This window comes from Shewanella colwelliana (assembly GCF_001735525.1).
GTDB classification, from domain to species: Bacteria; Pseudomonadota; Gammaproteobacteria; order Enterobacterales; family Shewanellaceae; genus Shewanella; species Shewanella colwelliana.
This window is the reverse complement of the sequence record NZ_MCBT01000046.1, coordinates 190,274-216,477: the sequence shown is the minus strand read 5'-3', so window position 1 is coordinate 216,477 and position 26,204 is coordinate 190,274. Positions and strand designations below refer to the sequence as shown.

Below are 26,204 nucleotides of genomic sequence, written 5' to 3'. Positions count from 1 at the left end.
TTTTATTATTTGGTATCGACAAGAGATTATCGGCTATAGCGGATTGAGTAGCTGCTTACGCATTGATAGCACTCGTCTAAGTACTAAACCTGGAGAATCAGGATTGCGGGTCTGGCGTAAGTTGTGGGCAATCATAAACTCTTCTCTGAGCTCTTCATCTAACCCAAGCGATTCAAACGCTTCGATAGTCAATGTTTGTTTCTGATTATCAATCAAAGATTTGATAATAGACAGAGGGAAAGATTGCTCCGACTCAGCATTTAAATATGCAAAAGCAGTTAACGCAATAATCTCACCAAAGACACTAAATAGCGCTAAGGTTTGCACCTCATCAGGGTTAATATTTACCCCTTCCATGTTGTGCAAGTTATCTACCGCATCAGCGGCAATACTCTCAGTTAATGCCCAATACCCATAAACCAGTTTTTTGTAGGGTTGCGGCAGTTCATCGAGACGTTCTTTCAAATAAAAGGTAAAAGCATAACGGTAGATATTTACTTGACCTAAACGCACCAATGCATCTTTTAAAGAACGATTCTTAGATGACACTACGCCACCAGCATTGGCCGCAGAATTACTACGCCAAAGGAGATGCGCCGCCAATGCGGGATCTGAAGAAACGATATCAATCACATTACGAATATCACCATCGGCAATGATCGCTTTCTTTAATGGGATCAAAATACCGCGGCGCCCAATGACCTGCTCTTCATTGGCGATAATTGCACGTACTTGAGTGAAAACTTGATGCTCAAGATCTGTCATGAGAAGTTATTAACCTGATTTATTATTCTGGCCAAATGCCATTTGTTATCCAAGAATTTACCCATAAAACGCCCGTTGTGGTCAAGTCGAATTAGAGCAAAACTGGAGTTTACCTTAAATAAACACTAATTGAGCTATCAACGCCGTCAAAGTGAGCCTTTTTATAGTGATATCTGGCAAAAGCCTAGCCAGCGTAATCTGGTAGCAAGCCTGTATTCATGGAGCATCTATCGTTATCTGACTCAGATTTAGTTAAATTGCCCCAGCTTTTACGAGGCGCTGCTCGATATGCTTTGCTAGGCGATAATACCCCTCATCATTGAAGTGAATACTATCTGACTTTACCTCTGGTAATTTTAGCAGGTCTAGCAAAATATCTTCAATTAATAACAGTTCAAATTGTGCAGCCAGTTCTGCGTATATTTCAGATGGTGCCAACCAGAGACTTTTTTGTGGCACCGCAATCAATACCACCTCAATATTCCTCGCCTTTGCTATCTCAATCATCTGTTTTAAATTGTTTTTTACCTTCTGCTCACTGACATTTCTCAGAAAATCGTTGCCACCTTCTAACAGTAAAACCAATCCAGGTGACCATAGATCTAACTGTTCCTCAAACCGTATAAGCCCTTCACTCGTGGTTTCGCCAGAGATACCAGCATTGACTACTGTGCGCCCCAGCATGGTGGATAGCACTTGTGGGTAATCGGCTCCCTCTGACGCCCCGACACCTTCTGTTAAGCTATCGCCAAAGGCAAGTATCTTGGCCTCAGGCGACAAAGGTTCAAGCTGATGGCCGTGTTGCGACAATACCACTATCACCATCAATATCAGTGCTGCCACTGCAAACAACTTCATCTTCATTGTTAATCCTTACTGAGGGCTTTCACATTAGGTTGAGCGTAATAAGCCGACAGTGATTTGTAGTGGCATAGTGAATTTGATCAACAAGCGCTTCACCCAAATATTGCCAAACCCCTAAACCACAGCCAATAAAAAGCCCGCTATACGCAGGCTCTATTATTACAGCTCAATGGTAACTTAGATACCAAGCTTGTCTCGCATGGTGTAGTACCAAGCACCTATCGCCGAGAATGGCACTTGCATCAAGTGACCACCAGGGAACGGGTAGTGTGGCAGCCCAGCAAAGGCATCAAAACGCTTCGCTTGACCATTAATGGTTTCAGCGAGTATTTGACCTGCAAGATGGGTATAAGTCACTCCGTGACCGCTGCAACCTTGTGAGTAATAGATATTACTGCCAATGCGCCCAACTTGCGGTAAACGCGACAGCGTTAGCAGGAAGTTCCCCGTCCAAGTAAAATCAATCTTCACATCTTTTAGCTGCGGGAAGGTAGATAACATTTTAGGCCGAATGATAGCTTCGATATCAGCAGGATCGCGCGCACCATATACCACGCCACCACCATAAATGAGTCGGTTGTCACCTGACAAACGGAAGTAGTCAAGCAGGTAGTTACAATCTTCGACACAGTAATCTTGTGGTAACAGCGATCTTGCTAACTCGTCGCTCAGCGGTTCGGTGGTGATCACTTGAGTACCGCATGGCATAGACTTAGCCTGCAGTTCAGGCATTAGCCCGTTTAGGTATGCGTTACCCGCCACAATGACGAACTTACATTTCACCGAGCCTTGTGCAGTGTGCACGACAGGGCTCTCGCCTTGATCGACCTTGATTACCGCCGAGTCTTCAAAAATCTGTCCGCCTAATGACTCTACCGCATCGGCTTCACCCAGTGCTAAGTTAAGCGGATGAATATGGCCGCCACTCTTGTCGAGCAATCCGCCCACATAGCGCTCAGAGCTCACAACATTACGGATACCTGATTCATCAAGCATCTCTAGATGTCCCATGTGACCGTGCTTTTCCCACAGCGCCTTTTGTGAGTCAAGATGGCCCATCTGCTTGCTGTTTAATGCCGCAAAAACGCCACCATCTTTAAGGTCACACTGGATGTTATATTTAGCCACCAAGTGCTTAATGATACGACCGCCTTCGAAGGCCATCTCACCAAAGAGCTTACCTTTCTCAACGCCTACCGTTTTTTCTATAGTATCGATATCACGGCTAAAGCTATTTACAATTTGACCGCCATTACGCCCTGAGGCGCCAAAGCCTACGCGAGCGGCTTCGAGTACAGTGACCTTAAAGCCCGCTTCTAAAAGGTGAATCGCCGAGGATAAACCGGTATAGCCAGCGCCGATAATACACACATCGGTTTCGATGTTATCGGCAAGTTTTGCTCGCAGCTGTTTGGTATTGGCTGACGCCGCGTAGTAAGAGTTTGCATGAGGTGTACAGTTCATAAAATCCACCTAAATCTTTATCATTGTTGTGCTGTTGCATTAGGCAGGCTGCAGCAGTTTTAGCTGCAGCCTGTCACCTTGTTTGATAGAAGGGATTGATCCGTTAATCGCTAGCCATTCTGCTGCGCTTGTCGGCACGTCTTGCCATATACCAAGAGATAAAGGCGATGAGTGACACAATCAGAATAATCAGCGTTGCCAGTGCATTGATCTTAGGCGAAACCCCCATCCTCACAGATGAGAACACCACCATTGGCAATGTTGTAGCACCTGGACCAGAAGCAAAACTGGCTATGACTAAGTCATCAAGCGACAAACTAAATGACAGTAGCCAACCTGCAATCAAGGCCGGAGAGATCATAGGTACAGTGATATAAAAGAAGGTTTTAAGCGGGGTAGCGCCTAAGTCTTGAGCCGCTTCCTCTATCGACATATCGAGTTCACGCAATCGCGATGCGACAACCACTGCAACATAAGCCGCACAGAAAGTGGAATGGGCAATCCATACTGTCAACATGCCGCGTTCAGCTGGCCAGCCAAAGAGGTCTGCCATGTGTACAAACAGTAGTAACAAGGATAAACCCGTGATCACTTCAGGCATAACCAAGGGGGCGGTGATCATGTTAGACAGTGTCATCTTGCCCCAACCGCGCGCAAAACGTGTCATCACAAATGCCGCCATTGTGCCTAATATCACAGCCATTGTTGAGGCAAAAAATGCCACCTTCAAACTGGTCCAAACTGCATCCAGAATCTGTTCATCGCGGAACAGCTCACCATACCATTTAGGTGAAAATCCGCCCCAAACTGTGACCAGTTTGGATTCGTTAAATGAGTAGATCACCAGAATAAACATTGGGGCATAGAGGAAAAACATTCCAGCCCAAAGCATAATGGTGGAGAAACTCATTTTCTTTAATCTGTTATTCATATCGTTTTCTCCATACTTCTTGACTGGTAACGATGAAATAGCGTGATAGGAATAATCAGTAGTCCAAGCATTACAATGGCTAGTGCCGATGCAACCGGCCAATCACGGTTATTAAAGAACTCTTGCCATAGCACTTTACCTATCATTAGCGAGTCAGGGCCACCAAGCAGCTCAGGAATAACGAACTCACCGACCACAGGAATAAATACCAACATAGAGCCTGCAATCACGCCGCCTTTAGACAGGGGCAAAGTGATCTTCCAAAAGGTATTTAAGCTACGAGACCCCAGATCCGCCGCGGCTTCGAGCAAACTACCATCGAGTTGAGACAGGTTGGCATAAAGTGGCAAAATCATAAATGGCAGGTAGGTATAGATAATACCGATATAGACCGCAAAGTTTGTGTTAAGCATTTGAATCGGTTCAGAGATAACCCCTAACCACATCAACACGTTATTGATAACGCCGTTATTGCTCAATATTCCCATCCAGGCATACACGCGGATAAGAAACGACGTCCAAGACGGTAACATCACCAGCAAAATCAACACTGTCTGATGCTGCTTAGGTGCTCTCGCGATGGCGTATGCCATGGGATAGCCGATCAGTAGACATCCGAGAGTGGTTATACAGGCCATCTTCAACGAGCCTAGATAGGCATTGATATATAAAGAATCTTCGAAGACTAAAATGTAGTTACCCAGATTAAGCATAATCTGCAGTGACTCATCGGCGTATTCAAATAGCGCTTCATATGGCGGAATCGCAATCGCTGGCGTAGACAAGCTGATCTTTAATACGATGGCAAACGGCAACGCAAAAAACATCAACAGCCAAAAATAGGGCACACCTATGGTATAGCACTGCCCTTTGGGCAGCCTAAACGTCAGTCGTTTTTTCTTCATACTGCCCCCACTCATGATCTGAGCACCACACCACTGGTGGCCTCCCAGCTAACGAACACTTGCTCTTCCCATGTTGGTGAGTCTGAACGGCGATCACTATTGGTCATCACTGATTGGATAAGCTGTTTGTTGCTTAAGCGAATATAGTAAACAGAGATACCGCCAAGATAGGCGATATCCTCAACCTCACCTTGGCACCAGTTATACTGCTCTTGTGGTTGCTCTCGCGTGATATGGGTCTTTTCTGGTCGCACCGCTAGCCACACGTGCTTGTCGTCAACACTGGTCGAAATACCATGACCAATATAGAACTGTTGCGGCAAATTAGGGGCTTGAATAACAGCATGATCCGCCTCATCGGCAATGATCTCACCTTCGAAGAGGTTTACTGAACCAATAAACTCAGCCACCATACGACTGGCTGGACTTTCATAAATATCCATTGGCGATCCCGTTTGCGCAATCCAGCCATCATTCATAATGGAGATACGCTCAGCCATGGTCATCGCTTCTTCTTGGTCATGGGTTACCATCACACAAGTCACCCCTACAGCCTCTAAAATATCGACCACTTCAAGCTGCATCTGGGTACGCAATTTTTTATCCAATGCGCCCATCGGCTCATCGAGTAAGAGTAATTTAGGTCGCTTAGCCAGAGATCGCGCCAAGGCAACACGTTGGCGCTGACCGCCAGAGAGCTGGTTAGGTTTACGTCTTGCATAAGCTTCCATGTGCACCAACTTCAACATCTCTTGCACACGCTGCTCAATGTCAGCTTTTGGCATCTTGTCTTGCTTTAAACCAAAGGCGATATTTTGCGCCACGGTCATATGCGGAAACAATGCATAAGATTGGAACATCATATTAATTGGACGTTCATAAGGTGGCATATCGGTAATATCTTCGCCATCGAGATAGATACGCCCTTCTGAAGGTTTCTCAAAACCTGCTAGCATCCGCAGTAAGGTGGATTTACCCGAGCCTGAACCGCCTAATAATGCAAAAATCTCCCCACGATTAATATTGAGCGAAACGTCGTCCACAGCGCGAACGTCGTCAAATAGCTTGCTGACTCTGTCTATCTTCAGCAATACCTCTCCTTGCGTCTTTGTTGTCGGTTTATTGGTGACGCCCGAATTGCTAGCCATAGTTACTTCTCCACAAAAAGTGCCTTCCAGGCACCTACTGCACTACTGAATAAATTGAAATGAGACAGGGCAAGTAAACTTGCCCTGTTTTAAGCGGGTATTACATACCTGATTTGACTTTGGTCCAAACACGCGTCATGACACGCTGTGCTTTCATAGGACGCACATCGGCAACATAGAGACGTGAAAGAACTTCAGCAGTTGGATAGATTGCTGCGTCATTACGGATCTCTTCATCCACTAGCTCTTGTGCTGGGACATTTGGATTAGCGTACGCCACATAGTTAGTGATAGGCGCAATCACTTCAGGGCGAAGTAGGTAGTTAATAAAGGTATGTGCATTTTTGACGTTTTTCGCATCAGATGGAATCGCTAACATATCAAACCAAAGGTTAGCACCCTCTTTTGGAATCGCATAACCAATCTCTTGGCCATTTTCAGCTTCTTCAGCACGCGCGGCCGCTTGGAACACGTCGCCTGAATAGCCAAAGGCTACACAGATATCACCATTAGCCAGATCGGTAATATAGCGTGAAGAGTGGAAATAGGTGACATAAGGACGCACCTTAGACATCACTTCACCCGCTTTTGCATAATCGTCAGCACTGGTGCTATTAGGATCTAAACCAAGATAAATTAGCGCGATAGGTAACATCTCGTCGGCAGAATCTAGGAATGACATGCCACACTTAGATAGCTTTTCTGCATACTTAGGGTTAAACATTAACTCCAAAGAATCCACTGGTGCATCTTCGCCAAGGACTTCTTTTACTTTCGCCACGTTATAACCAATACCCGTTGTGCCCCAAAGATATGGCACAGCGTGTTCATTGCGCGGATCAGCCGATTCTAGCTGCTTCATCAACTCAGGCTTAAGGTTTTTGTGGTTGCTCAATTGGCTAGCATCTAGCTTTTGGAAGGCGCCCGCTTGGATCTGCTTAGCTAAGAAGTTATTAGACGGTACAACAATATCGTAACCTGAACGTCCAGAGAGCAGTTTAGCTTCAACTACTTCATTGCTGTCAAATACATCATAAACAACCTTAATGCCTGTTTCTTTTTCAAAATTAGCCAAGGTATCTTCAGCGATATAATCAGACCAGTTATAAACCCGCACAACCTCTTCCGCAGTCGCCATCGAACTGGTAAATACCCCAGCTGTCACTAAGGCCAATGTTGTCATTTTCTTTAAAAGCTTCATGCTATCTCCTTATTAGCGTGCCAGTAATGTCTATCTAATATACTGCCAGTGCATTGCCGCTAAATTACGGCTTTCATTGTTATAATTATCCAATGCTACAACGCGTAAAGCGCATCGGCTGATTGCTTAACATTCAACAGTTCAATCGCACTACCCACTATCACGAGTAGCGCAATGATTTAAACTAGTATCCTGATTTTGCTTTGGTCCAAGCACGAGTCATCGCTCGCTGAACCTTCAGAGGACGCACCTCACGAATATATAAATTTTTAATGATTTCATCGCTCGGGTAGATGCCAGGATTATCTAATATCTCCTTGTCCACCATAGCCTGTGCTTTGTCATTAGGGTTGGCATAAGCCACATAGTTTGAGATCTCTGCGATCACATCAGGGCGCATGAGGTAATTGATAAACACATGTGCGTTATCAATATTCTCTGCATCGGCTGGGATGGCTAACATATCAAACCACAAGTTAGCGCCCTCTTTGGCTATCGAATAATGGATCTGCTGGCCATTCTTTGCATCGTCTGCACGCGCAGACGCTTGGAACACATCACCAGAGAAACCGAAGGCCACACAGGTGTCACCATTGGCCAAATCTGTGATATACCGTGATGAATGGAAATAGGTGACGTAAGGACGTACCTTTTCAATCGCCGCGCCAGCGGCTTTATAGTCCTCAGCAGAGGTGCTGTTTGGGTCGAGACCAAGGTAAGAAAGGGCTTGCGACATCATCTCATCGGCAGAATCCATCATAGAGAAGCCACAGCTTGAAATCTTTTCGGCATACTTAGGTTCAAAAATCAGCGCTAAAGAATCAACCGGCGCATCTTCACCTAAAACGGCTTTCACTTTTTCAACGTTATAGCCAATCCCTGTTGTGCCCCAAAGGTAAGGTACTGCATAACGGTTTTGTGGATCAGCCTTCTCTAATTGCTTCATTAAATCGGCATTAAGATTACCAAGGTTAGTCAGCTTAGTTTTATCCAGTGGTGCAAACGCCCCCACCTTAATCTGTTTAGCAAGAAAATCATTAGATGGCACAACAATGTCATAACCCGAATGGCCAGATAGCAACTTAGCCTCAACCATCTCATTGCTGTCGAACACATCATAAATCACCCGAATACCGGTTTCTTTATAAAAGTTCTCTAGTGTATTTTCAGCGATGTAGTCGTTCCAATTATAGACTTTAAGTACTTCTTCAGCCTGAAGCGAACCACTCGCTAAAACACATCCGACAACCAAACAAGATGCTTTAACTGTATTAAAAACTGTCATCGATATCTCCATTGCTACCGTCGTTTTCACGGGGCATAACTGTCAGTCATAAGTAGTGTCGATTTATCGACATCATCATGTTGTTATTATTGACCAATGCTACAGCTTACAACCGCATCGAACCCATCTAACGCCTTTTTCTCCCGTAGAGTAAAACTGAATACTTTCCCGTTCAAGATGAATTTAAAACTATAAAACACTTTAGTTACAGCTCAATCATCACTCGTGAAATATTATCCTACACGCCCTAAAATGATTAGGTTGTCGCACCATAAAAGTGCAGTAACCAACTAAACTGTAAGCAATAAGAACTCTCGTTCCCACGAACTAATCACACGTCGATAATTTTCTAAATCCGCCTGTTTAACCGCAATATAGCCATTGGTAAACGTTTCGCCTAAATATTCACGCACAGCAGAACTCTCTGACATCACTGCCAAGGCTTCTTCTAGTGTTAAAGGTAGGCTGTTACCTTGACGATTCTCATTGGCACGGCCCTGCACAGGTGTTGAAGGCTTTACGTCTTCAACCATCCCCATATAGCCACACAACAGGGTCGCAGCTATCGCTAAATAACTATTGGCATCGGCGCCTGCAATACGGTTTTCAATGCGACGGTTTTGTGGTGATGATTCAGGAATACGCAAACCACATGTCCGGTTTTCATCACCCCACTCTAAATTCACTGGCGCTGATGTCCCGGGTAAAAACCGTCTAAATGAGTTCACGTTAGGCGCCATCAATGGCAACAATTCAGGAATGTACCTTTGTAAGCCACCGATATAACTTAAAAACTTAGCACTCATCGTGCCATCTTCGTTAGTAAACACATTTTGACCTGATTTTGCATCAACCACACTTTGATGAATATGCATCGAACTGCCAGGTTCTGCAGTCACAGGTTTTGCCATGAAGGTGGCACACACATTATGCTTTAACGCCGCTTCACGTAGGGTGCGTTTAAAAACAAATACTTGATCAGCAAGCGACAGAGCATCACCATGGCTGAAGTTAATCTCCATCTGTGCCGTGCCCTCTTCGTGGATCAAGGTATCAATATCTAACCCTTGGGCTTCGCACCAGTCATACATATCTTCAAATAGCGGATCATATTCATTGGCGGCATCAATAGAGAAAGATTGACGGCCAGACTCTCTTCGACCACTGCGACCAATGGGCGGACTTAATGGAATGTCCGGATCTTCGTTGGGTTTAGTGAGATAAAACTCCATCTCAGGCGCAACGACGGGCTTCCACCCCTTTGCGTCATAAAGCTTTAACACTTTCTTTAATAGATTACGTGGCGAGAGTTCAATGGGATTACCCATCTTGTCATAAGTATCATGGATAACCTGCGCGGTTGCCTCAACGCACCAGGGCAACATATATATGGCATTTTCGTCAGGGACACACTCAAAATCGATATCAGCTTTGTCCAGCAATGAATCGTAGACGTCGCCATCAACATAATCACCGGTTACCGTTTGCAGCAACACACTCTCTGGTAAACGCATGCCTTTTTCATCAATAAATTTACCCACTGGAGCGATTTTGCCGCGAGCAATACCTGTCATATCACTGATGACACACTCGACTTCGGTGATCTTATTTTCTTTTAAATAACTGATTAACTTCTTCATGTGTTTATCTCGTTCGTTTCGATGCGCGCACTTGGCACGCCGTATTGAATGCACTAAAAATGGCGCGGTAAAAGGCGTTATCGAGTACCTTCCATTCAGGATGAAATTGAACACCTAACGCAAAATTCTTAGCATTTTTGACCGAAAAAGCCTCGATGAGTCCGTCCAAGGCGTAAGCTTCTGGCCGCAATCCAACACCCAAACGGTCGACACCTTGAGTGTGTACAGAGTTCACCTCTGCTAAATTGCGGCCCCACGCCTCGTGGAGCAATCCTCCAGGTTCTATCTTGATCTCATGAGATAAGCCATATTGAATATCTACTGAAGCAGTTCTATCTTCCCTGTGTTCTATTAGGCCATCCACTTCATGTAATTTTTGATGCAAAGTGCCGCCATAAACGACATTCATCTCTTGAAAGCCTCTACAAATCGCCAAAACAGGCACACCGGCATCAATTGCCGCACGTAATAGAGGTAAATTTGTCGCATCGCGCTTAGGATCATGCAGGGTATCAACGTCGCTCGTCGGGCCATCATAATGATGAGGTTCGATATTTGATGGGGACCCGGTAAATAAGATACCGTCCAGACGAGGAAGAATGGTCTCTGCAGGACAATGCCCTAAGGCGGGAATAACCAAAGGCCATGCGTTAGTCGCATCTGCAATACTGAGAAGGTATTTTTCACCAACAATATTAAACGGATGCAAACCTAGTTGTTGATTACACGCTGTCACGCCAATCACTGCGAGTCCTTCCTCGGACATAGTTCACCTGTGTTGTTGCTTCATTCTTATAGTTATAGATAAATGAACACCATGTAACAAAGCGTTCATTTTTTCACACACTACACTGAAAAATATCACTAGGCAATAGGTGTTCACCAACAAAATATACAATACTTTATGGGTAACAATAAAAGTCTTATTAAACAGAAGTTAATAACGAAACAGCTTTTATAGGCAGCATAAACGCATGCGACATTAAGCCGTGAGTATGTGACATCGCTCCCAAGGTTACGTTATCGGAAGCCCAGCCATATTCACTATGGTTTGCGCGATATTATTTACACTAATAAGGAAAGATAAACCCAAAGAAAAGCCGAGGGTCACGCGGTGATCACGAGGTTTTGAGGAATAAAAACAAAGGGGTTCCTAGGCGTCAATTAACGCCTAGTAAGGAAAGACAAGATTAGAAGTTTGCAGGTGTGGTCGCACTAACGATTCGGCAAGGTGCCTCAAAAGGGTTGCGAAAACGGTGTGGCTGTTCACTATTAAAGTAATAGCTATCACCCTCTTCAAGCACAAATACCTCTCCACCCACGGTGATCTCTATCTTACCTTCAATCACCATGGCGGCTTCCTCGCCTTCGTGCTGAAGCATCTCTTCGCCAGTATCAGAACCAGGTGGATAAACTTCATTCATCACAGACATTGCGCGGTTAGGGTAATCTCGTCCAATTAACTTGTAATCTAGATTGCCATCACCAATATCCAATAACTCTCCAGCACGGTAAACCACCTTTGGCTCGCTAGGCTCATTATCTTCAATGGAGAAGAAATCCACCAAGGACATAGGTAGTCCAGACAATACTTTTTTTAGGGAACTCACCGAAGGGCTGACACTGTTTTTTTCGATCATTGAGATCGTGCTATTAGTCACACCAGCTCTTTTTGCCAATTCTCGTTGCGATAAACCTTTCATTTTACGTACAGCTTTGAGATTTGCGCCTATATCCAAAAAAAGACCCTCTTCTAAACGAACTTATGTAGAAATTATTTAACATACTAGTTTGTCTCACACAAAAAAGCATGTTAAATATAATCAACAGGTGTGAAGTATAACTAACCCAAGCGCAAAGTATACTGCACTCAAGCCAATTTAGTCGAATAACGATAAAAAATGCCGATTTTGGAGCCATGATGTCCAGTAAAAGCCCCGTTCACAGCAATAACTATCCTGACTCCTATTACTACGCCACAGCAAATGCTTTGCATGAAGCGCCCCAACTGACTGAGCACATTAAGGTCGATGTCTGTGTGGTCGGTGGTGGCTTTAGTGGCATTAACACCGCCATAGAACTCGCTCAAAAGGGATTTAGCGTCGCACTACTCGAAGCTAAACGTATTGGTTGGGGAGCATCTGGACGTAATGGCGGTGAGCTTATTAGAGGAATTGGTCATAATGTTGACCAGTTTCGTGATGAGATTGGTCACTATGGCGTAAACGCTATCCACGAAATGGGCTTTGAGGCGGTGCAGATAGTACGCGACCGAGTTAAAACGCACAACATAGACTGTAACCTGAAAATGGGCTATTGCGACCTTGCCATCAAACCACGTCATATGGAGGAACTTAGCGCTGACTACGAGCAGATGCTAGCGCAAGGACGTGGCGAGGGTTTTAAACTGCTACAACAGCGAGATGTGAGTGAGGTTATCGGCTCATCGGTATACAGCGGTGCATTAGTTGACATGAACAGTGGTCACCTGCATCCACTAAACTTAGCGCTAGGTGAAGCGCAGGTTGCACGCTCACTTGGGGTGCAGATATTTGAATACAGCGCCGCCACCAAGATAGTAAAGGGTGACAAACCGCAAGTTATCACCGACAAAGGTGTCGTCGATTGCCAGTACGTCGTGTTAGCGGGGAATGCCTATATTGGCCATAAACTCGACAGCTACGTCGGTGGGAAAGTGCTTCCCGCAGGCAGTTACCTGCTTGCAACAGAGCCGCTGACTCAAGCCCAATGCGATGCAATAATTCCACAAAATATGGCTTTTGCCGATCTCCGCATCGACCTCGATTATTTCCACCTATCCCAAGACAACCGATTGCTCTTTGGCGGTCTATGCACCTATTCAGGAAAAGATCCTAAAAACATTGAAGCGGCACTCAGACCTAATTTAGAAAAGGTATTTCCCCAATTAAAAGGAGTGAGAATCGACTACCAATGGGGTGGCATGATAGGCATTGGCGCTAATCGCTTACCGCAACTTGGACGCCTACCAGATTGCCCCAATATTCTGTATGCGCAGGCCTATGCAGGGCACGGTGTCAATGCCACTCATATGTCAGCAAAGCTCATTGCTGAAGCACTAACAGCCCAAGCTGAACGTTTCGATATCTTTGCTAAAATCCCCCACATGACCTTTCCAGGTGGTCCAACATTTAGGTCACCTATGTTGGCTGCAGGCATGTTGTACCATAGATTTAAAGACCTATTTTAACCGCCATAAAAAAGGAGCCCTTAGGCTCCCTTATGACGCGCTTTAGCTCTCAGTTCACGGTATTACCACTATCACTGCGATCCGATTTGAGTGCGGCTGGACTAATTGGCAACTGATGATTACTGCCCCACTCAGCCCAAGAACCATCATATAATACCGCTCGGTGGTGGCCTGCAGCCACTGAGGCAAGAATTAAAATACAGGCCGTGATACCTGAGCCACAGCTAAAAATACGCTGCTGCTCGTCATTGCCCTCTAATCCATCAAACAGCTTAACAAGCTCAGTGCGCTCCTTAAGCCGATGCCCGTTGAGCACCTGTGCAAACGGCAAATTAACCGAACCGGGTATATGACCACTGCGTACATTGGGTCTAGGCTCCGCCATTTCACCAGAGAAACGTTGTGCTCCTCGAGCATCGAACACTTGCACATGCTCATCATCAAACAGGGCTAATAGATGAGCCGTATCACACACGAGTTCACTATGATATTGGCCATGAAAATCACCCAGTCTATCTTGCTCAGGTTGATGATATGAATCTACGGTCATACGCGCTTCACTCAACCATTGAGGCAATCCACCGTCAAGTACAAACACCCGCTCAAACCCCATAGCTTTAAACATCCACCATGCTCTGGGTGATGAGTAGATCCCTTGGTTATCGTAGATAACAACAGTACTATCGCTATCAATACCAAAGGTGGCTATCGCTTGATTGAACTGCACATCGGTGGGCATTGCATGAATTTGACTTGAGGTCAGATCACAAAATACCTTTTCTAGATCAAATTGCTGGGCGCGCGGAATCGCCACAAACTCGTCATAAACAATCGGCTCTTTACCCACAACCGATTGCATACTGGCATCTAAAACAATCAGATTTGCTTCAAATAGATTGGCTTCAAGCCAGGCCGTGCTGACCAAAGGATATTCCATAACTGACTCCCAACTGGCTCGCGCCAATCAATATTCAAAACTCAATCACTTTGCGCAACATAAACGAATAACCTTGTTATCTACAAGTAAAATATGCACTACCACGATTTCACTGGACCTATATGCCCTAACCGACAGGTAAATAAAAAAGCCCTACAGCGTAAGCTGAAGGGCTTTAATTGAAGCGGTTTGGTTACCGAAAGATTAATCTAACACAATCCAAGTCGCCTTTATTTCAGTATACTTATCAAAAGCATGTAGCGATTTATCACGGCCATTACCCGATTGTTTATAGCCACCAAATGGTGCGGTCATATCACCGCCATCGTAATGGTTAATCCATACCATACCGCTGCGCAGCGCCTTGGCCGTTTTATGGGCTTTATTGATATCAGAAGTCCAAACACCCGCGGCTAAGCCATAGATAGTGTCGTTACCAATACGAATCGCCTCATCCATGCCATCAAAGGTAATAACAGAGAGGACAGGCCCAAAGATCTCCTCTTTGGCAATGGTCATCTCATTTTTAACATTAGCAAAGATAGTCGGCGCAACATAAACACCACCCGTCGCAGTCATCACCTGCTCACCACCTTGAACCAGCTTGGCCCCTTCGGCAACACCTGAGCGGATATAACGCAGCACATTATCTAACTGCTGTTGGTCAACGACAGCGCCACAGGTTGTCTCAGGGTCTAGTGGATGGCCTGGCTGCCAAGCCTGCATCTCAGCTTCGATTAAACGAATCAGTTCATCCTTAACGCCTGACTCCACCAAGAGTCTTGAGCCTGCGGTACACACCTCACCTTGGTTAAATGCAATCGCAGACGCCGCCGCAATGGCCGCTTTTTGCAGATCAGGCGCATCATTAAAGACAATATTAGGGCTCTTACCGCCCGCCTCAAGCCACACTCGCTTCATATTGGACTCACCCGCATAAATCATTAGCTGCTTAGCGATTTTGGTGGATCCAGTGAAAACTAATGTGTCGACATCCATATGCAGGGCTAATGCCTTACCCACGGTATGTCCAAAACCTGGAAGTACGTTTAGCACGCCTTTTGGCAAACCCGCCTCAAGCGCAATTTGCGCCATGCGTATTGCGGTGAGTGGCGACTTTTCAGAGGGTTTTAACACCACAGAGTTACCCGTGGCTAAGGCTGGCCCTAACTTCCAACATGCCATGAGCAACGGAAAGTTCCACGGCACAATAGCGGCCACTACGCCTACCGCTTCACGGGTTATCATGCCAATCTCATTATGAGCCGTAGGTGCAATCTCGTCATAAATCTTATCGACAGCTTCCCCTGACCAGCGGATCGCTCGCGCCGCACCCGCGACATCTACCGTACGTGAATAACGAATAGGCTTGCCCATATCTAACGTTTCAAGCAGTGCAAGTTCGTCCATATTCGCTTCAAGCAGCTCGGCAAACCGTATCATCACCTGCTTTCGTTTAACGGGTGGCATCTGCGACCAATCACCCCTATCGAATACTTCCCGCGCATTGGCTACAGCAATGTTGGCATCGGCTTCATTACAGCTAGCCACCTTTACCAGCACCTTGCCGTCCACAGGACTGATGCAGTCAAAGGTATCGGATGATGCCGCTGCACAATATTCGCCATCGATAAATGCCTGACCATTGATCGACAATGAATCTGCCATCTGCTGCCATTGTTCACGATTTTCTGGAGTACTCATTCTGACCTCTTAACGGGTGATAAATTACATAATGTTAGTCGAACGCCTTTTCAACACCATAGTTGTTTAGGATAAGTGGAAAACGCTTGCCGTTAGATTACGCTTTTCTCCAGCCTTATTTCAATATTTTTTACAAAAAGTTATTTTTTGCTATAAATAATGAACAAAAGACTTTCATGTTCATTATTTCTGACATAGCATAGCAAATATCAACCACTCAAAAAAACAACAACTAATTCGGACCAGGGTAGATGATATGGAAGATTTCAAGAAAGCAGGGCAGAGCCAAGCAGTATCACTCGATCACTATTGGATGCCTTTTACCGCCAACAGACAATTTAAACAAAATCCTAGATTATTAGCTCAAGCCGAAGGCATGTACTACAAAGATGTCGATGGCCGTCCAGTCCTAGATGCCACTGCGGGTTTGTGGTGCTGTAATGCTGGCCATGGACGTAAGGCAATCTCTGAAGCGGTCAGCAAACAGATCCATGAAATGGACTACGCGCCCTCTTTTCAAATGGGTCACCCATTAGCATTTGAATTAGCCCAACGCCTCGCGGCTATTGCCCCTGAAGGCATTAATAAGGTGTTTTTTACCAACTCAGGGTCTGAATCGGTTGATACCGCCCTTAAAATTGCCCTTAACTACCATCGTGCCCGCGGTGAAGCCACTCGTACCCGCTTCATCGGTAGAGAGTTAGGCTATCACGGTGTTGGGTTCGGCGGCATCTCTGTTGGTGGTATTGGTGGCAACCGTCGCACCTTCAGCCAACAGTTACTTCAAGGTGTCGATCATCTTCCCCACACGCTAGACATCAACACCAATGCTTTTTGCAAAGGTTTACCTGAAACAGGTGCAGAGAAAGCTGATGTGTTAGAACAGTTAGTCACGCTGCACGGTGCAGAAAATATTGCCGCCGTGATTGTTGAACCCATGTCGGGATCGGCTGGGGTTATTTTACCACCTCAGGGTTACCTTAAGCGCCTTAGAGAGATCACCAAGAAACATGGCATCTTGCTCATCTTTGATGAAGTGATCACTGGATTTGGTCGTGTCGGTGATGCCTTTGCTAGCCAACGCTGGGATGTGAAACCAGACATGATCACCACAGCAAAAGCTCTCAACAACGGCACTATTCCTATGGGTGCGGTACTCATCGATGATGGGATTTATGATGCCAGTATGGATGCACCGGAAGGAGCAATCGAACTGTTTCATGGTTACACCTATTCTGGGCACCCAGTCGCTGCCGCCGCGGCATTAGCCACACTAGACATCTATGAAGAGGAAAAGCTGTTTGAACGCAGCCGCTCACTCGAAGGCTATTTCGAACAAGCAGTTCATAGCTTGAAAGGCCTACCTAACCTTATCGATATTCGTAACACAGGTTTAGTGGCTGGTATTCAGTTTGCCCCCAGCGACAAAGGGGTTGGCAAACGTGGATTTGGTATTTTTGAAACCTGTTTCAAAAATGGCACTTTAGTGCGTGCCACTGGCGACATTATCGCCATATCGCCACCACTTATCGTTGATAGACAACAGATTGACCACATTGTTAACACCCTAAGTGACGCGATAAAAAGCGTAGGCTAACGACTGATTTTTACCTTAAACCTAATTGAAACTTTGCAGGAATTTTAGCGCTATGCAGCAGATAAACCATTATATAAACGGACAACACACCCAAAAGAGCGAGCGCTGCAGCGCAGTGTATGAACCAGCAACGGGCGAACACAAAGCTGACGTATCCTTGGCGAGTGCAGCAGATGTGGCTGGCGCAATTGAACTGGCTAAGAAAGCTCACGCAAGCTGGTCACAGATGACCCCGCTTAATCGTTCGCGCGTGCTTTTCAAGTTTAAGGCGCTCGTCGAAGCCAACATGGATGAGTTAGCCGCCCTTATCACCCGTGAGCACGGTAAAGTACTCGATGATGCCAAAGGTGAAATCATCCGCGGACTTGAAGTGGTCGAATTTGCCTGCGGTATCCCTCATCTTTTAAAGGGAGAGCATACCGAACAAGTGGGTGGTGGTGTTGATGCCTGGACACTTAACCAGTCTTTAGGTGTCGTTGCCGGTATTGCCCCGTTTAATTTCCCTGTCATGGTACCGATGTGGATGTTCCCTATTGCTATCGCTGCGGGCAACACCTTTATTATGAAACCCTCAGAGAAAGATCCTAGCTCTGTGATGCGTATGGCCGAACTGCTCACCGAAGCAGGACTACCTGATGGCGTCTTTAACGTGGTTAATGGTGATAAAGAAGCCGTTGATACCCTACTTAGTCATAAAGATATTCAAGCGGTTAGCTTTGTGGGTTCAACCCCTATTGCCGAATATATCTACGAAACAGCATCCAAGCATGGCAAGCGTGTTCAAGCCCTTGGTGGTGCTAAAAACCATATGCTATTGATGCCTGATGCCGACCTTGATCAAGCTGTCGGCGCACTGATGGGTGCCGCTTATGGCAGTGCTGGTGAACGCTGCATGGCTATCTCAGTAGTATTGGCTGTTGGTGATGCAGGCGATGCGTTAGTCGAAAAACTGCTGCCACAAATTGAAGCGCTTCGTGTGGGCAATGGCCTTGAAGCCGATATGGATATGGGGCCACTCATTTCAGCTCAGCACCTAGCGAAAGTCCGCAGCTATGTCGACCAAGGTGTTGCCGAAGGCGCTACGCTACTGGCCGACGGACGTCAACTCAGTGTAACGGACCATGAGCAAGGGTATTTCTTAGGTGGCAGTTTGTTTGATCACGTGACCCCTGATATGACGATTTACAAAGAGGAGATCTTTGGGCCGGTGCTCGCCATTGTGCGTGTTAAAGACTATGCAGAAGCCCTCCAACTAATCAATGACCATGAATTTGGTAATGGCACGGCCATCTTTACTCAAAGTGGTGAAGCTGCACGCCACTTCTGTCATCACGTGCAGGTGGGGATGGTTGGGGTTAACGTACCGATCCCCGTGCCAATGGCATTTCATAGCTTTGGTGGCTGGAAGCGCTCACTGTTCGGTCCGCTACATATGCATGGACCTGATGGAGTGCGTTTTTACACTAAGCGTAAAGCGATCACTGCACGTTGGCCTAAGCCCAAAGACGCCCAGGCCGAATTTGTCATGCCGACAATGAAATAATGATTTTAACCTTAACAAAACAGGTGCAGTTATCGCTGCACCCGTATATGTTAAGCCTATAATGTTTGGAGAAAAAATGAGCATTACCGTCAACAGCATTGTTAACTTTAGCCAACACGCAGTTGAGACAGAGTTTTATGATGTCGCCAAGGAGAAGGTGCTTAGCGGTGATCCCAAGCAGCAAATAGATAATCACTACTCTAGTCCATGCAACCAGTTTCATGCGGGTGTGTGGCAAGGTGAAATAGGCAGCTGGAAAATACACTATACCGAACATGAATATTGCGAAATCCTGGCCGGTGAAAGCGAGATAACCGATCAACAAGGTCAGAGTGTCACGGTAAAAAAAGGCGATCGTTTCGTGATACCCGCAGGCTTTTCAGGGGTTTGGAAAATCACTCAAGCATGCAGAAAAATTTACGTCATATTTGAACAAAAGTAACCCTGTTCGAGTTTGAGTAAGCGCCATGATGTCTCAGCATTAAAAGGCTGTTGTTTGGCTTAACTAAGTCCATTTATTGGTTTAAATGGACTTATGTCAACAAAGTGAAATGGAGAAAACACCGTGTATAAAAAATTTAATAAAAAACGGATTGCCCAAGTCGTGGGACTAACCTTAGCAACAGCGCTAATGGCCCCTATTGCTCAAGCAGAAGTATCTGGCGAGATTGGTGTAACAAATGACTATCGCTTCCGCGGTGTATCACAGTCAGCAGGCGATTTTGCCGTACAAGCTGGTATCGATTACAGCATGGAAAGCGGATTTTTCGTCGGAGCTTGGGGAAGTAACGTTGATTTTGATGATCCTGAAGATGAAAACGGCGCCAACATAGAAGTTGATTTTTATGCTGGCTACGCTGGTGCTATCGGTGAAGAAGTAGAATATGACGTCACCCTACTTTATTACACTTATCCAGGCGATGATGTATCTCAAGATTACCTAGAAGGTACCATAGGTTTCTACTTTGCAGATTTCCATGCTGCATATTGGTATACCAATGACTACGGCGGAAGTGACCTTGATTACCATTACACCGAGCTCAACTACTCATGGGAATTTGCTGAAAATTGGAGTTTAGACCTCCATGCTGGCTATAACTTTGGTGATGCACCAGAAGATGATATGGGTACCTATGTTGACTACTCTATCGGTGTTTCAACAGAAATTGCAGGCGTTGGTTTATCTGCAGCTTGGTTAGATAATAACATCGACAGCGAATACCAGTTCGATGAAGGTAGCTTCCGTAACGATAGCACTTTCTTAGTATCGGCTTCATACGCTTTCTAAGCTATCCCGTTCCCATCGTTATTATCGATACAAAAAAACCGCCTTTGGCGGTTTTTTATTGTTTCATTACAAAACCTTAGGGCTTTCGCCACTGCGTACTTTATCGGCGAGGTTTCGCCAACAATAACCCAGCTCTTTATGTTGTGCTTGACGCTGCGGGAAGGTATTTGAGAGGTTTTCAATAATCTTAGCTTGCTCTTCACACAGTTTTGCCCAGCGCTGGGCATTAGATAGGTACATAGCATCTTCCTTAATTTAGTTAAGTCATCCCTTACAACAGCTTCTGTATATATAGCATAAAGATCCTGCAATAGGGCAAAAACGACTCAATATGAGAGATGACTGTGATCAGTGTGTTGTTTGGCAAACTCATTCAAGGCGAACAGATGCAGCAATGGGTATTCTCGGGTCAATGGGTTCATCTCTGAGGCAGACCCCTCCTAAGAGCCGAGTGATAGTGCTGCAGGAGTTGCGTTAGCAACGCTTAAATCTAGACTCATTACGCGCTCACTCGTTGCAATAAACGTGGATCGAGTTAATGCCGTTAATACCGTTAATACCGTTAATGCACGACGATATGGCGATGCAAGCACAAAGGAGCCAGCTTCATAAGCGCTAAAACCTCGCTGAGCACGCAAATCTTTATACTGATAGGTATAACTACTAGGAAAAAAAACCTACCAAGAGTATCTTGAGTTTAAAAGAGCAAAATAAGGAAATTCAATGACTGCCACCATCTTAAAAACACTTTTTATTCTTATTGGATTGTTTGCGGCTTACAAACTGATTTTTAGCGGCAAGAAAGGCTTAACCCTATTTGAAATGCACTTTAAAGAGGGAAGAATGACCCAACATAAAGGCAAGATCCCCGAACGTTTTGAGCGAGAGTGTCGTGCTATCGCCAAGACTGAAAAACTCACTTGTGTGGTGCGAGCAGAAAAAGTCGGTAACGTGCGCTTGCATGTTTCTGCGAACGTGAGTGACACCATTACTCAGCGAATCCGCAATCAATTTCCCTTTGAGTACTACGACAAGAAGCAGGTCGATAATTCTAAACAGACAGGCTAAACAGATAGGCGGCGCACTGCCGCCTACTTTCAAGACCAAGCTCTAGCCGTTATTGAGTCCCCCCTCACGGCGAGCATCATCAATAATACGTTGATTATCGGTGGCCATAGGGTCTTTAACTTGCAGCGGATCAGTTTGTGGCTCCTCTTCTAAACTAACGTCAATATGGTTGATATTAGCGCAAGCACTCAGGCCTAATAGCCCAAGAAGTAATAGTTTTTTCATTAACTTTTTCTCCCTGCAAAATGCTCTAATCCCCACACCAATCCAATCCCAGCCACCATCGAAGCAATGGCCCAGGCAAGATGCGCAGGCTGACCAGTAAACTGCTCAAACTGCATTGGCGACAAGTTTTGCTCCATCAAAGGCACTAAGTTGCCAGCCGAGTTTTCTCGCCAAGTCAGTACCTGTTTCCATGGCCAAATTTTACCCAAAGTCCCCAACATGAGTCCGGTGAGAAAGATAAGCGTGGCATCGTGATAGCGGCGTAGCAACGCCGATAACAGGTGACTAAAAGTCAATAAACCGAACACACAGCCCGAGGCAAATATCGCTAGAATGAGAATATCAAAGCTCTTCGCCGCACTGAGTACCGAGGTATATAAGCCAAGCAATAGCAAAATGAAACTACCGGAAATACCAGGCAGTAACATGGCACAAATAGCAATACTGCCGCCGATAAACACATTAAGATAGGTCATTTCCAGCGCTATAGGATTTAACACCGTAATGACCCATGCAAAGGCAACACCTGCGCCAAACAAGAGCAATCTCACCAAGGAAAAACCCTGCACTTGCTTCAACATATGAATGACGGAGATAATTATCAGTCCAAAAAAGAATGACCATACAGGAATGGGATAGCTAGCCAGCAGATAGGTGATCAACTTAGCCAAGGTGAAGATACTGGTTAAGATGCCGCCAAAGACGGCAACTAAGAATGGCCCGTTGATATGCTCAAATGCCGCCTTAACGCCCTTCTCTTTGACAACGCCAATCAAACGCGGGTTAATGCGTGCAATACTCTCAAGTAAGGTATCTAAAATCCCCGTAATAAACGCGATTGTGCCGCCCGATACGCCTGGAACCACATCCGCAGCGCCCATCGCCATGCCTTTTAAGTAAGTCAGCAGGTATTTCACTCAAATTCCTTATTAAATAGATCCCACACCGCCATTACGATGTTAATAGCGGTCGATTATACCTATGCTGGTGCCATATAGGTAAATGAACTTTGCTTCATTTACCTTATGCCTTTTCCCCAGCAATCTCAGCTGACAGAAAAACACACCATTGTTAACCAGTTGTTATTAGGCTAATCTATCGACTCATCCGACCAGAACAGACCTACAGGCGAGTCTATGCAACAAAAACCAACCAAGGTGATGGCGTTATACAACAAGGTCACTCGATTGCCATTTGGGCAGAAGATTTTCTCCATTATGGTGTCACGTATGGCCCCCTATTTTGGCACCATACGTCCGCTCATCACCGAGCTTCGTCCCAACTACTGCCAATGCTTTATCAAAAAGCGTAAAGCGGTACACAACCATATTCAGACCGTACATGTTATTGCTATCTGTAACGGCTTAGAGATGGCGATGGGCGTCATGGCTGAAGCCTCTATTCCCTCTCATCTACGCTGGATCCCCAAAGGGATGAGTGTCGATTATACCGCCAAAGCGGGTAGCGACATTCGCTGTGTTGCTGAAGTGACGCCAGAGCAGTGGGTTGAAGGCGACTTACTGGTTCCCGTTACCGCCTATGACGACAATAATGTGATCGTGGTGAAAGGCCATATTAAACTTTGGATCTCTGCTAAACCTGCAAAATAGTCGACTCTCAAGCCATGGCTCCTCTAGCTGGAGCCATGACTGATATAGCCCTACCCGCAATAACCACCACGCTTAAAAATCTCAACATATTAAATTTGTTGACATTAATGTAGCGATCGCTGAAATTGATATTAATTTGGACTCAAGGATGTATCACATGGATCGTTCACCTTTCGCCCCGTTATCTCTATCGATTGCTGTCAGCTTACTTTTTACTCTGTTCAGCCACAGCAATGTTATGGCTGCAGAAATTGTCGATTACAAACCTAACTGTATTGCACAAACTATCCGCCCAGTCAGCTTATCCATTACCAGTTCTAAATACCAAGCCCCCCAAAAACCAGAACAAAGCCAAGCCTTTAAAGATGCGCTCGAACGACTACGCCAAATAGCCGATGAGCGCGGTGCCGACACCATTTTACTTATCGATGTGAGAAACTCCGTCATCAACTCCAGTAAAACCAGTCCCCTTTCTGCCCATAGCGACAGAAAAGAGATAAAAATCTCTCAACTGCGTACCCATCTACAAGCACAGCTTTTTACCCAATGTGCCGACGATAAAACCTTCAGTGCAGAGGCCGCCCCATTTAGCCACGATGGCTACAAACTGCAACGTATTGAGTTTGAATATACCTTCGAGGTACCAGAGATAAAATCAGCAGCAAACCTGGCAGCTAGCATTGACTTGCCACCAGCGGCAGTCTCGCTAGAAACAGGCGTCTATGGCGCGCAGCTAGGAATGAGTAAAGCGCAGGTGTTAGCATTACTTGGACCCGCAAGTATAGAGATCCCCGCACAAAATCATCACACCATCTGGGGATATGGCAGGCACATCTGGTTGGTATTTCAATCATCCACACTCATTAATATCAGTAGTGAATCAGATCTATTAACTGCCTATGGGCGAAACCTTATTGAGTTCCGTGATGGATTTGATGACACGCGATGGTCGGTGCAGAACTTATTACCACAAAAAGCCAGCCGTTTGGACGCCGACAAGCAACTCGATAGATGGATAACCCGTCGCACAGACGACACTCTGACGCTGACTGGCAAGGGCAACCAACTCACATTGACCTTTGAAACTTTCCACCCAGACAGCGCTAGCGATCCACAATCTTTATTGACCGGCTTTACCTTGAGTGAAGCACAAAGTCATTCAGTTAAACAACCACAGACGGATCGATTAAATCCAGCCCAAAAAGATTGGCTAATGACTCATTTAGCCCCGCAATACCAGGGCAAACGTCCACTCCTTACTCAATTTCAGCAACAGTTCCCCCACATGACCAAACTTGCCATCTCTGGCTCAGGTGAGTGGTGGATCATTGGTAATCTGCTCCAACTACAATTTGACGATGAACAATTACGTAAAACCAAACTGAGCCAAGGTGTATTCCAAGCAATCTCCGACAAACAATTTCGCGAGGAAGTTAATGCGTTAGCGATCCCAACGATCAAGCAGGGGTTATTGGCTCAATACACAGATGCCACCGACAACTTCGACGCCGTTGATATCTATCGAGATAAGTTTGCAATTTTCGCTAAATATGACTCCTACGACGATGATGCCTTGCTCTATGAAGTCGAGATCGATTACTTTTAGACTTTTTATCCTTGGGAACGAGCTTGAAGGTATTTAAAGGAGCAATCACAGATTGGAACAAAGATAAGGGGTTTGGTTTCGTCCGGCCCCTTGGTGGCACTGATGCCCTATTTGTTCATATCAGCAGTTTTGGCATCAAAAGCGCTCCGCCACTCAGCGGCCAAGTTGTCTATTTCACGCCAAGTAAAGATAAGCAAGGGCGACGCTGTGCCACCATAGTCGATAAACATGGGACACCATTATCCAAAAAAACAAGACCATCATCGACGTCAGCAATACCACTCACATTCAGGTTAATCATAGTAACAACATTCTTTGTTGGCTTAATTAGCGGCTACCTGATGCAGTCTCTCCCTGTCGATGCGCTGTACTACTTTTTAGTCTTAAGCCTTACCGCCTTTACAACCTTTGCCATCGATAAGCGGGCGGCGCAGTTAAACCGGCGACGTATCAGTGAACGAAGTTTGCAAATATTGTCGCTATTAGGTGGCTGGCCAGGGGCACTGCTGGCGCAGCAAACTCTGCGCCATAAATCGCAGAAGAGGAGTTTTCGCATCGGTCTATGGCTGGCAGTCATGATTAACAGCGCAATATTGATATGGCTTACCTATCAAGGCTATCTCAGTAGTTTTAGCCTGATAGATTGGGTATCATGACTCATCAATTTTAACTAAATGAATTAATTATGAGAATGATATTAGCGGTCGTCGTCATTGCTGGGGTGCTGTTTTACTTTTACACCAGCATGAATAACCAAAAAGCGGCCAAAGAGAATATTGAGATGGGTCAGCAATTCTTAGCCGATAACAAAAACAAACCTGGTGTGGTTGAAACCTTAACGGGTCTACAATATCAAGTGTTGGCAAAGGGTGACGGTACTGAACATCCTAAAGCGACCGATACTGTTACCGTCCATTACCATGGCACCTTAATTGACGGCACAGTGTTTGACAGCTCAGTTGAGCGCGGTGAGCCTATCGCCTTTCCACTCAACCGCGTCATTAAAGGTTGGACCGAAGGCGTACAGCTAATGGTGGTGGGCGAAAAGACCCGTTTCTTTATTCCAAGCCAACTTGCCTATGGCAATCGCAGTACTGGCAAGATCACTGGCGGCTCAGTACTGATTTTTGATGTAGAGCTAATCAGCATAGATAAGTAATGCTATCGCAATCAAAAAAAACGCGCCGACTGGCG

General features: G+C 45.6%; 27 protein-coding genes. 10 read left to right on the top strand and 17 right to left on the bottom strand.

The features are described 5' to 3' along the window. Nucleotides 1-33: 33 nt before the first annotated feature. The 11 genes from BEL05_RS16450 to BEL05_RS16400 all read right to left on the bottom strand — a co-directional run bounded on the left by BEL05_RS16450 (nt 34) and on the right by BEL05_RS16400 (nt 11,942). Nucleotides 34-765, bottom strand: a complete 732-nt coding sequence (locus BEL05_RS16450; RefSeq protein ID WP_028762293.1) for an HDOD domain-containing protein — start codon at nt 763-765, stop codon at nt 34-36. Between the two features lie 252 nt (nt 766-1,017). After that, the gene (locus BEL05_RS16445; RefSeq protein WP_028762294.1) at nt 1,018-1,629 is read right to left on the bottom strand and encodes a GDSL-type esterase/lipase family protein; all 612 of its coding nucleotides are present in this window, start codon (nt 1,627-1,629) and stop codon (nt 1,018-1,020) included. Between the two features lie 177 nt (nt 1,630-1,806). Beyond that, the gene (locus BEL05_RS16440) at nt 1,807-3,093 is read right to left on the bottom strand and encodes an NAD(P)/FAD-dependent oxidoreductase (protein WP_028762295.1); all 1,287 of its coding nucleotides are present in this window, start codon (nt 3,091-3,093) and stop codon (nt 1,807-1,809) included. A 103-nt stretch (nt 3,094-3,196) separates the two neighbouring features. Beyond that, nucleotides 3,197-4,024, bottom strand: coding sequence for an ABC transporter permease subunit (locus tag BEL05_RS16435; protein ID WP_028762296.1), 828 nt, complete (start codon nt 4,022-4,024; stop codon nt 3,197-3,199). Beyond that, complete coding sequence (locus BEL05_RS16430) at nt 4,021-4,929, bottom strand: ABC transporter permease subunit (RefSeq protein WP_028762297.1); 909 nt, start codon at nt 4,927-4,929, stop codon at nt 4,021-4,023. Before BEL05_RS16430 ends, BEL05_RS16435 begins: the two co-directional genes overlap by 4 nt. 11 nt (nt 4,930-4,940) lie before the next feature. Next, entirely contained in the window at nt 4,941-6,077 is a 1,137-nt protein-coding gene (gene potA, locus BEL05_RS16425) for a polyamine ABC transporter ATP-binding protein (RefSeq protein WP_069671837.1), read from the bottom strand. A 100-nt stretch (nt 6,078-6,177) separates the two neighbouring features. Then, a complete protein-coding gene (locus tag BEL05_RS16420) occupies nt 6,178-7,278 on the bottom strand; it encodes a polyamine ABC transporter substrate-binding protein (protein WP_069671836.1) in 1,101 nt (366 codons plus the stop codon). 184 nt (nt 7,279-7,462) lie between these two features. Next, nucleotides 7,463-8,563, bottom strand: a complete 1,101-nt coding sequence (locus BEL05_RS16415) for a polyamine ABC transporter substrate-binding protein (RefSeq protein WP_069671835.1) — start codon at nt 8,561-8,563, stop codon at nt 7,463-7,465. Nucleotides 8,564-8,853: 290 nt separating this feature from the next. Continuing rightward, a complete protein-coding gene (locus BEL05_RS16410) occupies nt 8,854-10,203 on the bottom strand; it encodes a glutamine synthetase family protein (protein WP_069671834.1) in 1,350 nt (449 codons plus the stop codon). Between the two features lie 4 nt (nt 10,204-10,207). Continuing rightward, nucleotides 10,208-10,969 carry a gamma-glutamyl-gamma-aminobutyrate hydrolase family protein gene (locus BEL05_RS16405; protein ID WP_028762302.1) on the bottom strand — a complete coding sequence of 254 codons (762 nt, stop codon included), beginning with the start codon at nt 10,967-10,969 and terminating at the stop codon, nt 10,208-10,210. A 424-nt stretch (nt 10,970-11,393) separates the two neighbouring features. Beyond that, the gene (locus BEL05_RS16400; RefSeq protein ID WP_028762303.1) at nt 11,394-11,942 is read right to left on the bottom strand and encodes a cupin domain-containing protein; all 549 of its coding nucleotides are present in this window, start codon (nt 11,940-11,942) and stop codon (nt 11,394-11,396) included. A gap of 182 nt (nt 11,943-12,124) precedes the next feature. Here BEL05_RS16400 and BEL05_RS16395 point away from each other — a divergent pair, with 182 nt between their 5' ends. Continuing rightward, entirely contained in the window at nt 12,125-13,432 is a 1,308-nt protein-coding gene (locus BEL05_RS16395) for an NAD(P)/FAD-dependent oxidoreductase (RefSeq protein WP_069671833.1), read from the top strand. A gap of 49 nt (nt 13,433-13,481) precedes the next feature. Here BEL05_RS16395 and BEL05_RS16390 read toward each other — a convergent pair whose 3' ends face one another. Both BEL05_RS16390 and BEL05_RS16385 read right to left on the bottom strand, forming a co-directional pair. Continuing rightward, entirely contained in the window at nt 13,482-14,369 is an 888-nt protein-coding gene (locus tag BEL05_RS16390; protein WP_069671832.1) for a sulfurtransferase, read from the bottom strand. A gap of 204 nt (nt 14,370-14,573) precedes the next feature. Then, on the bottom strand, nt 14,574-16,073 hold the full coding sequence (locus BEL05_RS16385; protein ID WP_069671831.1) for an aldehyde dehydrogenase: 1,500 nt from the start codon (nt 16,071-16,073) through the stop codon (nt 14,574-14,576). A gap of 256 nt (nt 16,074-16,329) precedes the next feature. Here BEL05_RS16385 and aptA point away from each other — a divergent pair, with 256 nt between their 5' ends. The 4 genes from aptA to BEL05_RS16365 all read left to right on the top strand — a co-directional run bounded on the left by aptA (nt 16,330) and on the right by BEL05_RS16365 (nt 20,501). After that, nucleotides 16,330-17,670 carry an omega-aminotransferase AptA gene (gene aptA, locus BEL05_RS16380; protein ID WP_028762305.1) on the top strand — a complete coding sequence of 447 codons (1,341 nt, stop codon included), beginning with the start codon at nt 16,330-16,332 and terminating at the stop codon, nt 17,668-17,670. Nucleotides 17,671-17,722: 52 nt separating this feature from the next. Continuing rightward, nucleotides 17,723-19,213: a CoA-acylating methylmalonate-semialdehyde dehydrogenase gene (locus BEL05_RS16375; protein WP_028762306.1), complete on the top strand. Its 1,491-nt coding sequence runs from the start codon at nt 17,723-17,725 to the stop codon at nt 19,211-19,213. A 76-nt stretch (nt 19,214-19,289) separates the two neighbouring features. Next, nucleotides 19,290-19,655 carry a cupin domain-containing protein gene (locus BEL05_RS16370; RefSeq protein WP_069671830.1) on the top strand — a complete coding sequence of 122 codons (366 nt, stop codon included), beginning with the start codon at nt 19,290-19,292 and terminating at the stop codon, nt 19,653-19,655. A gap of 123 nt (nt 19,656-19,778) precedes the next feature. Then, nucleotides 19,779-20,501, top strand: coding sequence for a TorF family putative porin (locus tag BEL05_RS16365; protein WP_028762308.1), 723 nt, complete (start codon nt 19,779-19,781; stop codon nt 20,499-20,501). A gap of 66 nt (nt 20,502-20,567) precedes the next feature. On the opposite strand, the gene BEL05_RS21085 is transcribed toward BEL05_RS16365, so the two are convergent. Together BEL05_RS21085 and BEL05_RS20945 are read right to left on the bottom strand one after the other, a co-directional pair. Continuing rightward, a complete protein-coding gene (locus BEL05_RS21085; protein WP_175427352.1) occupies nt 20,568-20,741 on the bottom strand; it encodes a hypothetical protein in 174 nt (57 codons plus the stop codon). A 200-nt stretch (nt 20,742-20,941) separates the two neighbouring features. Beyond that, a complete protein-coding gene (locus BEL05_RS20945; protein WP_139151907.1) occupies nt 20,942-21,139 on the bottom strand; it encodes a hypothetical protein in 198 nt (65 codons plus the stop codon). 85 nt (nt 21,140-21,224) lie between these two features. On the opposite strand from BEL05_RS20945, the gene BEL05_RS16360 reads away from it, so the two are divergent. Next, nucleotides 21,225-21,569 carry a DUF3634 family protein gene (locus BEL05_RS16360; protein ID WP_069671829.1) on the top strand — a complete coding sequence of 115 codons (345 nt, stop codon included), beginning with the start codon at nt 21,225-21,227 and terminating at the stop codon, nt 21,567-21,569. A 42-nt stretch (nt 21,570-21,611) separates the two neighbouring features. Here the strand turns inward: BEL05_RS16360 and BEL05_RS16355 are convergent, their stop codons facing one another. Further along, complete coding sequence (locus BEL05_RS16355; protein WP_069671828.1) at nt 21,612-21,794, bottom strand: hypothetical protein; 183 nt, start codon at nt 21,792-21,794, stop codon at nt 21,612-21,614. Further along, nucleotides 21,794-22,711, bottom strand: a complete 918-nt coding sequence (locus BEL05_RS16350) for a polyprenyl-phosphate transporter (protein WP_069671827.1) — start codon at nt 22,709-22,711, stop codon at nt 21,794-21,796. Before BEL05_RS16350 ends, BEL05_RS16355 begins: the two co-directional genes overlap by 1 nt. Before the next feature lie 219 nt (nt 22,712-22,930). On the opposite strand from BEL05_RS16350, the gene BEL05_RS16345 reads away from it, so the two are divergent. The 4 genes from BEL05_RS16345 to bamJ all read left to right on the top strand — a co-directional run bounded on the left by BEL05_RS16345 (nt 22,931) and on the right by bamJ (nt 26,169). After that, nucleotides 22,931-23,404, top strand: coding sequence for a hotdog fold domain-containing protein (locus BEL05_RS16345; RefSeq protein ID WP_028762312.1), 474 nt, complete (start codon nt 22,931-22,933; stop codon nt 23,402-23,404). 157 nt (nt 23,405-23,561) lie between these two features. After that, nucleotides 23,562-25,010 (top strand): hypothetical protein, encoded by a 1,449-nt coding sequence (locus tag BEL05_RS16340; RefSeq protein WP_069671826.1) that lies wholly within the window; start codon nt 23,562-23,564, stop codon nt 25,008-25,010. Between the two features lie 23 nt (nt 25,011-25,033). Beyond that, on the top strand, nt 25,034-25,666 hold the full coding sequence (locus BEL05_RS16335; RefSeq protein ID WP_069671825.1) for a DUF1294 domain-containing protein: 633 nt from the start codon (nt 25,034-25,036) through the stop codon (nt 25,664-25,666). A 29-nt stretch (nt 25,667-25,695) separates the two neighbouring features. Beyond that, nucleotides 25,696-26,169 (top strand): BamJ family beta-barrel-assembly machinery protein, encoded by a 474-nt coding sequence (gene bamJ, locus BEL05_RS16330; RefSeq protein WP_069671824.1) that lies wholly within the window; start codon nt 25,696-25,698, stop codon nt 26,167-26,169. Nucleotides 26,170-26,204: the final 35 nt, after the last annotated feature.

What these genes read in the sequence shown, in the direction of transcription:
- BEL05_RS16340 (WP_069671826.1), top strand. Translation starts at nt 23,562, where the DNA reads ATGGATCGTTCACCTTTCGCCCCGTTATCTCTATCGATTGCTGTCAGC.
- BEL05_RS16410 (WP_069671834.1), bottom strand. Translation starts at nt 10,203, where the DNA reads ATGAAGAAGTTAATCAGTTATTTAAAAGAAAATAAGATCACCGAAGTC.
- bamJ (WP_069671824.1), top strand. Translation starts at nt 25,696, where the DNA reads ATGAGAATGATATTAGCGGTCGTCGTCATTGCTGGGGTGCTGTTTTAC.
- BEL05_RS16370 (WP_069671830.1), top strand. Translation starts at nt 19,290, where the DNA reads ATGAGCATTACCGTCAACAGCATTGTTAACTTTAGCCAACACGCAGTT.
- BEL05_RS16360 (WP_069671829.1), top strand. Translation starts at nt 21,225, where the DNA reads ATGACTGCCACCATCTTAAAAACACTTTTTATTCTTATTGGATTGTTT.
- potA (WP_069671837.1), bottom strand. Translation starts at nt 6,077, where the DNA reads ATGGCTAGCAATTCGGGCGTCACCAATAAACCGACAACAAAGACGCAA.
- BEL05_RS16430 (WP_028762297.1), bottom strand. Translation starts at nt 4,929, where the DNA reads ATGAAGAAAAAACGACTGACGTTTAGGCTGCCCAAAGGGCAGTGCTAT.
- BEL05_RS16450 (WP_028762293.1), bottom strand. Translation starts at nt 765, where the DNA reads ATGACAGATCTTGAGCATCAAGTTTTCACTCAAGTACGTGCAATTATC.
- BEL05_RS16440 (WP_028762295.1), bottom strand. Translation starts at nt 3,093, where the DNA reads ATGAACTGTACACCTCATGCAAACTCTTACTACGCGGCGTCAGCCAAT.
- BEL05_RS16395 (WP_069671833.1), top strand. Translation starts at nt 12,125, where the DNA reads ATGTCCAGTAAAAGCCCCGTTCACAGCAATAACTATCCTGACTCCTAT.
- BEL05_RS16445 (WP_028762294.1), bottom strand. Translation starts at nt 1,629, where the DNA reads ATGAAGATGAAGTTGTTTGCAGTGGCAGCACTGATATTGATGGTGATA.
- BEL05_RS16415 (WP_069671835.1), bottom strand. Translation starts at nt 8,563, where the DNA reads ATGACAGTTTTTAATACAGTTAAAGCATCTTGTTTGGTTGTCGGATGT.
- BEL05_RS16385 (WP_069671831.1), bottom strand. Translation starts at nt 16,073, where the DNA reads ATGAGTACTCCAGAAAATCGTGAACAATGGCAGCAGATGGCAGATTCA.
- BEL05_RS16405 (WP_028762302.1), bottom strand. Translation starts at nt 10,969, where the DNA reads ATGTCCGAGGAAGGACTCGCAGTGATTGGCGTGACAGCGTGTAATCAA.
- BEL05_RS16375 (WP_028762306.1), top strand. Translation starts at nt 17,723, where the DNA reads ATGCAGCAGATAAACCATTATATAAACGGACAACACACCCAAAAGAGC.
- BEL05_RS21085 (WP_175427352.1), bottom strand. Translation starts at nt 20,741, where the DNA reads ATGTACCTATCTAATGCCCAGCGCTGGGCAAAACTGTGTGAAGAGCAA.
- BEL05_RS16420 (WP_069671836.1), bottom strand. Translation starts at nt 7,278, where the DNA reads ATGAAGCTTTTAAAGAAAATGACAACATTGGCCTTAGTGACAGCTGGG.
- aptA (WP_028762305.1), top strand. Translation starts at nt 16,330, where the DNA reads ATGGAAGATTTCAAGAAAGCAGGGCAGAGCCAAGCAGTATCACTCGAT.
- BEL05_RS16355 (WP_069671828.1), bottom strand. Translation starts at nt 21,794, where the DNA reads ATGAAAAAACTATTACTTCTTGGGCTATTAGGCCTGAGTGCTTGCGCT.
- BEL05_RS16435 (WP_028762296.1), bottom strand. Translation starts at nt 4,024, where the DNA reads ATGAATAACAGATTAAAGAAAATGAGTTTCTCCACCATTATGCTTTGG.
- BEL05_RS16345 (WP_028762312.1), top strand. Translation starts at nt 22,931, where the DNA reads ATGCAACAAAAACCAACCAAGGTGATGGCGTTATACAACAAGGTCACT.
- BEL05_RS16390 (WP_069671832.1), bottom strand. Translation starts at nt 14,369, where the DNA reads ATGGAATATCCTTTGGTCAGCACGGCCTGGCTTGAAGCCAATCTATTT.